The 10,334-nt window shown below is 65.2% G+C and carries 10 protein-coding genes and 1 pseudogene; 1 reads left to right on the forward strand and 10 read right to left on the reverse strand.

The features are described from left to right. Positions 1-55: 55 nt before the first annotated feature. The 10 genes from FVW20_RS00060 to hmcA all read right to left on the reverse strand — a co-directional run bounded on the left by FVW20_RS00060 (position 56) and on the right by hmcA (position 9,258). Positions 56-775, reverse strand: a complete 720-nt coding sequence (locus tag FVW20_RS00060) for a LysE family translocator (protein WP_196607755.1) — start codon at positions 773-775, stop codon at positions 56-58. Between the two features lie 498 nt (positions 776-1,273). Continuing rightward, positions 1,274-1,669 (reverse strand): response regulator, encoded by a 396-nt coding sequence (locus FVW20_RS00065; protein WP_196607756.1) that lies wholly within the window; start codon positions 1,667-1,669, stop codon positions 1,274-1,276. Between the two features lie 169 nt (positions 1,670-1,838). Continuing rightward, positions 1,839-2,291: an Rrf2 family transcriptional regulator gene (locus tag FVW20_RS00070; protein WP_196607757.1), complete on the reverse strand. Its 453-nt coding sequence runs from the start codon at positions 2,289-2,291 to the stop codon at positions 1,839-1,841. Positions 2,292-2,398: 107 nt separating this feature from the next. Next, complete coding sequence (locus tag FVW20_RS00075; protein ID WP_196607758.1) at positions 2,399-2,800, reverse strand: response regulator; 402 nt, start codon at positions 2,798-2,800, stop codon at positions 2,399-2,401. Positions 2,801-2,977: 177 nt separating this feature from the next. Beyond that, positions 2,978-4,369 carry a sulfate respiration complex iron-sulfur protein HmcF gene (gene hmcF / locus FVW20_RS00080; RefSeq protein WP_167128525.1) on the reverse strand — a complete coding sequence of 464 codons (1,392 nt, stop codon included), beginning with the start codon at positions 4,367-4,369 and terminating at the stop codon, positions 2,978-2,980. Positions 4,370-4,425: 56 nt separating this feature from the next. Next, complete coding sequence (hmcE, locus tag FVW20_RS00085; protein ID WP_196607759.1) at positions 4,426-5,106, reverse strand: sulfate respiration complex protein HmcE; 681 nt, start codon at positions 5,104-5,106, stop codon at positions 4,426-4,428. A gap of 16 nt (positions 5,107-5,122) precedes the next feature. Beyond that, the gene (hmcD, locus tag FVW20_RS00090; protein ID WP_015946222.1) at positions 5,123-5,260 is read right to left on the reverse strand and encodes a sulfate respiration complex protein HmcD; all 138 of its coding nucleotides are present in this window, start codon (positions 5,258-5,260) and stop codon (positions 5,123-5,125) included. 19 nt (positions 5,261-5,279) lie between these two features. After that, entirely contained in the window at positions 5,280-6,446 is a 1,167-nt protein-coding gene (hmcC, locus tag FVW20_RS00095; RefSeq protein WP_196607760.1) for a sulfate respiration complex protein HmcC, read from the reverse strand. Between the two features lies 1 nt (position 6,447). Next, entirely contained in the window at positions 6,448-7,566 is a 1,119-nt protein-coding gene (gene hmcB, locus FVW20_RS00100) for a sulfate respiration complex iron-sulfur protein HmcB (RefSeq protein WP_196607761.1), read from the reverse strand. Positions 7,567-7,587: 21 nt separating this feature from the next. Continuing rightward, on the reverse strand, positions 7,588-9,258 hold the full coding sequence (gene hmcA / locus FVW20_RS00105; protein ID WP_196607762.1) for a sulfate respiration complex hexadecaheme cytochrome HmcA: 1,671 nt from the start codon (positions 9,256-9,258) through the stop codon (positions 7,588-7,590). An 802-nt stretch (positions 9,259-10,060) separates the two neighbouring features. On the opposite strand from hmcA, the pseudogene FVW20_RS00110 reads away from it, so the two are divergent. After that, positions 10,061-10,334, forward strand: a pseudogene (locus FVW20_RS00110) (sugar phosphate isomerase/epimerase family protein); the annotation flags it as partial.

The raw sequence follows: 10,334 nt of genomic DNA on the forward strand, positions 1-10,334 counted from the left end.
GCGGGCAGTGCGGACAGCGGCCCGCTGTCGGTGCGCATGCCTGGCCGGTGGCGGATCAGCCCCGCTCGGCCAGTGCCAGCCGAATGCCCAGGAACAGGAACAGCGCGCCAAGGCAGCGGTCGCCCCAACGCGCAAGTCGGCCCGCCAGCGCCCCGGCCTGGAAGATGCTGCCCAGCCGGGCGGCGCCCCAGGCCACCAGCAGGTTCACCAGCGTGCCGTTGACGGTGAAGATGCACCCCAGCACCAGAAAGGCCACGGGAGACGGCGGCGTGCCCGCGCCGCCGCCATCCACGAACTGGGGCAGAAAGGCCAGGAAGAACAGCGCCACCTTGGGGTTCAGGGCATTGGTCAGGAATCCCTGCGCGAACACCCTGCTCAGGGGGACCTGCGGGGTCTGGCCGGTGTGGGCTTCATTCCGTTCACGCCCGTCAGGGTTCGCCACGCTTCGGGCGTCGGGGGCGCCGGCCACCGCCGCACCCCTGCGGGCCAGCAGCATGGTACATCCCATGTACAGCAGGTAGGCAGCACCCAGCAGCTTCACCACGGTGAAGGCCGTGGCCGATGTGGCCAGCACGGCTGAGAGGCCGAAGGCCGCTGCCGCGATGTGCACGGAACACCCCGCACCGATGCCCAGCGCCGCCGCCACTCCGGAGCGCAGACCGCGTGTGCCGCATGTGGCAGACCGGGCGATGATGAACAGCATGTCCGGGCCGGGGGTGATGTTCAGCAACAGCCCCGAGGCCACGAACAACCAGATGTCGTGCACGCCGTGCATGGGGTCCTCCGATGTTTTTGCCCTCTTGCGCTTTCGGCGTTGGTGCGTCAACCGGCGCACGGTTCCTGACGCATGCCTCTGCGGTGGCCGTCACCATGCCGCAGGCCGCGAAGGTGGTGCCTGTGCGCACAAGCCTTGTGGATAATGTTCGTTGTGCAGTTAATATCATGAAATAGATTGAATAAATGGAATCATGCCATGTGCGGTTGGCAGGGATTGACCACCGCACGGCCACCCGGCGCCCTGTGTGGACCAGCGATGTGCATATCATGTGCATAACCGTGTGCCTAACATATTCATGGTGCTGAAAATACGACAGAAAATCTATGAGAGTGGCGGTGGGCGCTACCTGGGCACCGGCCTGGACACGAAAAACCCGCACGGGCGTGGCCGGGCGGGTCATGTGCTGATGGCGGCGTGCTGTGCCGTTGGAGTTGTTAGCCGTTGCGTGCCGGGCAATGCCGGATGGTCAGGCGGCACGATGGACTGCCAGGCGGGTCATGCCGCCCGGATCAGCCCCAGGGTGCGCAATTCCGCCAGCAGGCGGTCGAGATCCAGAGGCTTCACCAGATAGGCGGAGATATGCCCCTGCTCGAAGGCGCGCAAGGCGATATTGATGTCGGTGATGGCGGTGGTGATCAGCACGGGCACCCGGGGCAGGCCGCGTTCCGTTTCCACGGTGCGGATGCGTTCCAGCACGGTCAGGCCGCTTTCACCGGGCAGCATCAGGTCCAGCAGCACCACGTCGAAGGGGGCATCGCCGTCCAGCGCCTGCATGTAGGTTGCAACCGATCGATCCGCGTCGTCCGTGCAGACGGTTTCGAAGTGCGCGTTCAGCGCCAGGTGCAGGACGCGGGCGTTGAGGGCGTCGTCTTCAACGATGAGAGCTCGCATGTTGTCTCCGGGCGGCGCGCTTTCGGCGCAACACGCGCACTGTGCTGGGGCGCGTTGCAGGGTAACCCACGCAATGTAGCCCGGAATGCCCGGAAAATGAAAGGGTGATTTTGCGCAGGCGCAAGCGAGACGACACTGCACGCGGCGGCAGTATGTGCGGCGGGAAGCCTCAGTCCTGTGCGTGGGGCGAGATGTGGCAGGCGTTCTTGGGGCACAGGCTGGCGTCGCGCATCAGGTCGGCCAGGGTGAAGCTGTTGAGCTTCTTGTACATGGCGCGCGAGGCCTCGTCCCAGATGGTGCGCGTCAGGCATACGGCCATGCGCGGGCAGCAGGGGTTTTCCTCGTCGCAGGTATAGGGCGCCAGCGATTCTTCCAGCGCGAACACCACGTCTCCAACGGGAATTTCGGCAGCGGGCTGGGTAAGCTGGTAGCCGCCGTGCGCGCCCAGCGTGCTGCGGATGTACCCTGCCTTGCGCAGTACCCGGATGAGCTTTTCCAGATACTTGACGGAAATGCCCTGCCGCTTGGCAATATCGCGGATGGACACGGGGGCATCCGCGCCGTGCATGGCGATGTCGAGCAGCATGCGGGTGCCGTATCGGCTGCGGGTGGTCAGTTTCATGCGTATGCCGTGTGGTTTGCGGCGGTGTATGATCGCCGGGTCGCTGTCCGTTTCATGCCATGCCCGTTGCGGTAAGCCCGCCTTGCCGCGTGCGAGGTCGCTGGCCCCTACTCGCCCAGGGCGCGCCGCACGATGCCCAGCATCAGGTCCGGGTCGAACGGCTTGTCCACGGTTCCCACGGCGTTGGGCACCATCAGGTGCAGCCCGCCAAGGCCGGTCACCAGCACCACGGGGATGTGCGCGCCGCCGGGCAGGTCCATCAGTTCGCGGTACACGCGTGGACCCCACTGGCGGGGCATCTCCAGGTCCAGGGTGACCAGGTCGGGCCGCCGGGCGCGGGCCATTTCCACGGCATCGGGGCCTTCGGTGGCCGCGTCGGCCCGGTAGCCGTTGGTTCTGAACAGCGAGACGAGGTAGGCGGCGATGTCCGGGTCGTCTTCAACCACCAGGATGGACTTAGCCTGAGTGTTCCGGGCCTGAGTGTTCCGGGCCTGGGTGGCGTTGGCCATGGTCGCTCCGGGCCTCCGTTTGCGGGCCGGGCCGGGGGGCACGCGCCATCGTGCGAGGGGATGGGGCGTTCCGGCGGGCCGGGCGGGGGGTGGCTCTCCCCATCCGGCGGCCATGCGGTCGCGTGCGGGGCGCGGGCCTTGTCATGATGTCGTGCAAGGCCCGCGCTCCGGGGCGATCTATTCGTCTTCTTCCTGCGGCTTCAGGTGCTCGGGCACGATGACCATGCTGATGAGCAGCGGCTTCAGGAACGACCAGCGGATGCCGATCTCGTATTCTTCCTCAAGATCGCGGATGGCGTCCCAGCAGTTGTGGCAGGGGGCCACCACCAGCTTGCAGCCGGTGGCCAGGATCTGGTCGCGCTTGGTTTTCAGCGCCACGTTGCGCTGGTGGCGGTAACGGCCAATGCCGTTGAACCCGCCGCCGCCGCCGCAGCAGTAGTTGTGTTCGCGGTTGGGAGCCATTTCGTGGAAGTCTTCCGCGATGTAGCTCATGATGATGCGGGTGTGCTTGGCAAGGCCGTGGTTGCGCACGTAGTTGCAGGAATCCTGCAAGGTCACGGGTTCCTTGATGCGCTTTTCCGGGTCGATCTTCAGCTTGCCGGTGGTCAGCGCCTCGGACACCCATTCCACGTAGTGCAGGAAGGGCACCGGGGTCTGGCCGCTGGGCAGGCCCGCCCAGTAGGGACCCTCGATGACCGTGGCGCGGTGTGCGTGGCCGCATTCGGTGCCCACGACGCGCTTGGGCCGCAGCTTGTCCACGGCGGCGTACACGCGCTCCACCTGCATCTTGCAGCCCGCCCAGTCACCGGCGAACATGGTCAGCGAGGTCTGTTCCCAGCCTTCGCTGGGCACGGTCCAGTTTTCGCCCGCCAGGTGGAACAGGATGGCGGCCTCGGCCAGGTCTTCGGGGTAGTGCTTGGGCTCGCGGGCGTTCAGCACGTACATGGTATCCGCGTCTTCCTTGTCGACGGGGATTTCCAGGCCCGGCCATTCTTCCTGCTGTTCCTCGGCCATCCATTCGCAGGTTTCCACCCAGTCTTCGGTGGTCACGTCCATCTGCGCGCCGTACACGCGGTGCATGCCGGAGCCGATCTTCAGTTCCCACGGCACGAAGCCCTGGGAGAACAGCAGGCCGCGCAGGTAGCTGAACATGACGCCCATGTCGATGCCGTGGGGGCAGTACATGCCGCAGCGGTTGCAGCAGGTGCACTGCGACCACGCCACTTCCATGGTGCGCATCATGAACGCGGTATCCACCTCGCCCTTCTTGCGCACGATTTCGCCAAGCGTGGACTGGATCTTGTAGGCGGGCACCTGCTTGGGGTCGCGGTCGTTGACCCGGTACAGGAAGCAGCTGTCCGCGCACATGCCGCAGTGGGCACAGATTTCCAGCCACGTCTTGGTACGCGACTGCAAGGTTTTCTGCAGGGTGGCCTTCAGGGCCTCTACATCAACCTCCAGTTCCGCCATTTCCTTGTAGTATTGCGCACCGCCCTTGTCGCCGAGCAGGGACTTGAGGTCCTCTTCGGTGTTGACCGGACGTCTGTTGCAGAACGTTCCTTCAGGCATGGGATGCTCCTTTCATGTCCATCGGGTCGTGGCACGGTCGGGTAACGGACGGGCCGTTACCAGGGGAAGGCCGCCCCGCGGCTGTAACCGCCGCGCTTGATGGCGTAGTCCATGCCGAGCTGGCCGCGCGACATGAAGAACAGCACGATGTGGGACAGCTTGGTGAACGGGGCCACGATGAGCAGCAGTTCGCCCGTGATGATGTGGGCGAGCAGCCACGCGTCGTAGTTGCCCACGTGCAGCCTGGCCACGAAGCCGGTGACGAACGGCGCCGCCGAAACGGCGAGGATGAACCAGTCGTAGGCGGTGGTGAGGATGCGCACCTCGGTGAGGGCGATGCGCCGCAGCGCGATCATCACCAGGCCGATGATGGCGGCCACGGTCAGCGCGTCGGCGATGCCCATGGGCAGCACCGGCAGGCTGAAGCCGAACCGTTCGGCCAGGATGATGTTGTGCCCGGCAAGGAACAGCGGCACCAGCACCGCGCCGATGTGGAACAGGAAGAAGGCCACTGCGAAGTAGGGCTGTTCGCGCCAGCTCTGCGTGCCGAACGGCAGCATCCACTTCAGGGCGGAATGGATGCCGCCCTTCAGGCCGTGCGCAAGGTGCGGGCCGTAGGCCACGCGGTCGAGCTGCCAGCTCAGGCCGCGCACGTACCAGACCACGCGCGCCGCAAGGCCGCCGAAGAAGACCAGCAGCGCCACCCACAGCATGGGACCGGTGAGGAATGCGTACATGGTTTGCTCCTATGGCCTAGTATTTGCGGATCTTCTTGTCGCGCCCTGTCAGGAACAGCCAGTAGCACACGAAGCCCACCAGGGTGGCACCCATCAGCAGATAGGTGATGTTCTTGGTGTGCAGCATGAACTCGTGCAGGGTATGGATTTCCATAGCGTGCTCCTTGGCTGCCCTAGTGGGCGTCCTTGTAGTCGGGATGCTCGTACAGCACCGGCATGCGCGTGGCGATGAACCGGTAGACCGTGATGATGAGCGTCACGATGAACACCGAAACGCCGATCTCCATCCAGTGCGGGAAGTAGCGGTCGGCGGCGGGCAGGTTCCAGTTGAAGGCGACAAGCGAGACGTTGAAGCGGTTCATCACGATGCCGAGCACCGCGTTGATGGACGCGATGCGCACCAGGGTGACGTTCTTCTCGCGTACGCCAAGGGCGTACAGGAACGAGGGCAGCGCCACGAACCCGAACATCTCGACCAGGAACCAGGCGCCGAAGCCGGTGCCAAGGTAGGCCCAGTCGTTGTCCATGGCGATGTCCATGGTCTTGATGAAGAAGTATCCGGCAAGCACGAACGAGGCTGCCTTGCCGAAGCCGAAGATCACGCCTTCGGCCTCCTTCAGGTGGGTTTCGTCCATCTTGTGGTGCAACCCGGCGTGGGCCAGTGTGCCTTCGAAGATGACCATGGAAAGGCCCGCCACCATGGACGAGACAAAGAAGAACACCGGCAGGAAGCTGGAGTACCACAGGGGGTGCAGCTTGCCCGGGGCGATCAGGAACAGCGCGCCCAGCGACGACTGGTGCAGGGTGGACAGCACCACGCCGAAGATGGTCAGCATGATGGTCAGCTTGACCACCACGTTGCGGATCTTGCGCAGGCCCAGCCATTCCAGCGCCGCCGGGGACCATTCCACGAACAGCACGGTAAGGTAGGTGGCCACGCACAGGCCCACTTCGAACAGCAGCGAGGTGGTGCCCTGCGAAAGCACCAGCGGGTAGGGCAGGCGCAGCGGATGACCAAGGTCGTAGTGCAGCGCCACGACCACGAAGAAGTAGCCGAGGAACGCAGTGGTGATGGCCGGGCGCACCGCAGAGTGGTAGCGCTTCATCCCGAACAGGTAGCACGAGGCCGAGGTGACGTAGCCGCCGGCGGCCAAAGCCACCCCGCACAGCAGGTCGAACCCGATCCAGATGCCCCACGGGTTGTTGTCGGACAGGTTGCTGACGGCCCCGATGCCCTGGGTGAAGCGGATGAAGGTGATCACCGCGCCCACGGCCAGGATGATGCCCGTGATGATGTTGCCGGGCGTGAACAGGCCGTTCTTGGTGTTGGCATCATGCATGTTATGCATCCTCCTTGCCTTCGCCGTCGTCGCCACTTTCGGCGCTCTGGCCTTCGGCACGCAGGGCGGCGAACTTCTCTTCGAAGGCCTGCTCCGCCTGTTCGATGGCCTTCTTGACCTCGCGGGTCACGGCGGCGTCCTTTTCCTTGGCCGCCTTGGCCAGGGCGGTATCCATGGCCTTGGCCGCATCGTCGCGGGCCTTGGCCAGCGCGGCCTGCACGGCTTCCTCGCGCTCTTCCGCCGCAACCTTTTCCTTGCGCTTGGAGATGGCGTAGGCGCCGGTCAGCAGCACCGGCCAGATGCCCACCACCATGGGGACGGCGCCAAGGGCCCCCGCCGTGTATTCCGGCGCGGACTTGGTGCCCATTTCCTGCTGGCCCACGGCCTCGAAGGGCGCGCCGGACACATACATCCATGCGGTGCCGCCCATTTCCAGTTCACCGTAGACGTGGTCCTGGTAGCGGCCGGGGTTGTTGCGAATGCGGTCGCGCGCAATGCGCAGCAGGTCTTCGCGCTTGCCGAAGGTCAGGGCCTCCTTGGGGCAGGCCTCGACACAGCCGGGCAGCTTGCCTTCCTGGATGCGCGGGTGGCACATGGTGCACTTCTGGATCAGCGGGTCGAAGGCTTCTTCGTACTGGAAGGCGGGCACGTTGAACGGGCACGCGATCATGCAGTAGCGGCAGCCCACGCACAGGCTGCCGTCGTAGGTGACGGAGCCGTCGGGGTTCTTGGTGAAGGCCTTGACGAAGCAGGCCGAGGCGCAGGCGGGTTCCAGGCAGTGGTTGCACTGCTGCTTGCGGAACACCGGATGGTCCAGGCCGGCCACGTTGTACTTGTTGACCACCGTCCAGTTGTTCGAATCGGTGCGGCGCGATTTTTCAAGCACCGTCAGGTCGTCGAACTTCACCTTGGGCGCGGGCAGCTTGTTCACCTCGTTGCAGCCCTGCTCGCACTTGCGGCAGCCGATGCAGCGGGTGGTATCGTGCAGCACCCCGTAACTGTCCTTGTATCCCTTGAAGCTCTGGTTGCCCGCCGCGACGGCCTTTTTCGCGCCTACTGCGCTCATGGCCGTGGAAACACCGGCGGTGCCCAGCAGGGTCAGGAATCTTCTCCTGTTCATGGATAACTCCTTACCGGTTTCCTATTTCGCGCGTTCCTTGTGACACTCGGCGCAGGCCGTATCCGCGGGCTTTTCCAGCTTCATGCGGTTGTGGCAGCCCATGCACTGCTGGTGGTAGGCAGCCTTCAGGCCGGGGCGGTCGCCCTTGGCGGCGTCGAAGGGCTGGCCATGGCAGCTGGCGCACTTGGGCGGCGTCTTGCTGAGGGGGCTGTTGTGATGGCAGCCCGCGCACACGGTGGCCTTGTCGGTGTGGAACGTGCCGGCCAGCTTGTCGTCGCCGATGGCGGCCATCAGGGTGTTGACGATCTTGCGGTGCGGCAGCTTCGAGGGTTCGTACTTGTCGGACAGCACGCCGATGGTCACGAACTCGGGAATGTCGTCGGCGGGCAGGGTGCCCTTGGTGGTGCGGCGGGCGGCCAGGGTGGCGGCGGCCACGTCGGCGCGCTGCTCCTTGGTGGCCTTCAGCAGGCCGCCGTCGGCCACGGCCTTGGCGTCCATGCCGACAGGATCGGCGTGGCACACGGCGCAGGCGGCTTCGGGCTGGGGCTTGGCGCCGGTCTTCATGAAGCCGTGGCAACCCGCGCAGGCGGGGGCCTGCACCTTCTGGTTGTGGCAGCCCACGCAACTCTTCATGGAATCGGGCTGGTGCATGGCCTTCTCGATCTGCACGAAGCTGCCGTCCTTCACGCCTTCCAGCGTGTGGCAGGTGGTGCAGTTGTCGATCTTCACGTGGTGGCAGGCGCGGCAGGTGTTGCTGGCCGCTTCGTGCACCTTGTGGTTGAAGGCCACGGGCTTCATGGCGCCCTTCATGCCCTTGGGCGCATCCTTGGCGCCGGGGCCCACTACGGGCAGGACCATGGCGGCATCAGGCTGGCCGCGTTCCAGGCGGGGCACGTCGCGCACCACCTTGAACTTGGCCTGCATGGCCGGGTCGTGGCAGCCCGCGCAGGAAACGGGACCGCTGTCGGCCTTGGCGGGGGCGGCGGCCACGCTGCGGTGGCAGGTGATGCACTGGGTGTGCGCGGCTTCACGCAGCGAAGGCTTCTTTTCCACGCGCGCGTCGCCGTGGCAGGCGCGGCAGGAATCTTCCTTGTTCTTGCCCCAGGAAAGCTTCTTGGCGGCTTCGTCGTACACGTGGTGGCAGGCGCCGCAGTTCTTCTGCGGGTCGTTCACCGGCGCGATGGCCTTGGAGGCCACGTGGCGGTAGTGCAGCGACTTGTCGAGGCCGATCTGCTTCCACGAGGAGGCCATGGGCTTCGGGTTGTGGCACGAGCGGCATTCGCCGTCCTGCGGCCCGGTCTTCTTGCCCGCCTTGGCCTGCTCGGTGTGACAGCCGATACAGTTGGCGTGGTAGATATTCTTCAGGTCGGCGGCGGTGGTGTCCTCAAGGCGCATGAACTTGAGCGACATCTTGCCCTTGTCGTCGTTCTTGTGGCAGGTGGCGCATTCCTTGCCGGGCGCGGCGACCTTGGCCACGGCCTCGGAATGCCGATCGTGCGGGAAGGTGACCTTCGGCAACTCCAGGTTGCCGAATTTCGCCATGACGCCGATCTCCACCAGGTCGGCGCGCTGCTCGCCCGTGGAGCCGGGAAGGGGCTTGGTCGTGCCCCGCGCATCCAGTCCGAAAACCGTGACCGCGGCCACGGCGACCAGAGCTCCCGCCCATCGCAGCAGTGATTTCGCGTTCATCATAGTGGCAGTCCTTTGAAATGAGTGAAACGCTTCCTCTGACAACCCTCAGTCGGCGTGCCGCCAGCCGGTTCCCTGCGGCTTGCGCGGCGGCACGTTCGGACAGAGCCCTGCCACGAAACGGAACCGCGCCAGTGCCCCCCATGCCGGGGCACCCGCGTGTGGTCCGAACCGTGGTTCCTCCCTGTGGCGTTCGCGCTATCCTGATGTGTGTCCTGTGATGCCGTGTGGTTACACGGTAGGCGCAGGCTCGTGCATCGGGGTTTTTCCGACCGTTGGCGCCGGTCGGAAGGCACGCGAATACCCTACTTCTAGGGTATGGAATAATTCCTACCGGAGGGGTATGCGATTATCAAGGGTGCGTCAAGCACATTTTACGGAAAATCGGGGTTGCTTCAGGGCTTTCGCGCAGTGTTCTTACTGGCTGATATGACTTGTAAAATTTTAGTATGCAAGTGGTTGCAAACTGGTGTTTTTCAGTCCGGATTAAGGCGGTACGCGGGGTGGTGGCGGGGTGGTTTCCGTGAGGGGCCGGAAAAAAAGTCGGGACAGGCGCAAAAAGGGGGCGGATGCCCGGATACGGGCGTCGGATGGCCCAAAAGAGGGGGCCGGTGTGTGCGCGGCGGGGGAGGTGTGCGAAAAACGGGATGAGGCCTGTTTGCAACGGGGCAGGCGCACCCACCTGCGCGGGGATGACGAACTGTTCCCCCCTTCGGGGGAGGCGCAAGCCTGACCCCGTCCTGCCCCGGATTGCGTGGTTGGCCCCGGGCGGGGGCTGTGCTACACGCCCCTCATGCACACCTTCGTGAATCTTCCCCTCAGCTGGGTCGCCCGCGACCCGGCGTGGCTCGACCGTTTCGTGGCCGATGGGCTGGCCCCGGAACTGGGCATCGACACCTTTGCCGTTCAGGAATTGTCCCAGGCCTGGCATCGCGAAACCGCGCGCCGTCTGGCCGATGCCGGGCTGCCCTGCGCCGTGCACCTGCCGTTTTTCGACCTGCACCCCGGCAGCCTCAACAACGCCGTGCTGGCCGCCAGCCGCGACACCCTGCGCCGGGCGGCGGAACTGGCGGCCCCGT

Origin of the sequence: Nitratidesulfovibrio oxamicus (assembly GCF_015731765.1) — a bacterium.
Classification (GTDB): Bacteria; Desulfobacterota; Desulfovibrionia; order Desulfovibrionales; family Desulfovibrionaceae; genus Cupidesulfovibrio; species Cupidesulfovibrio oxamicus.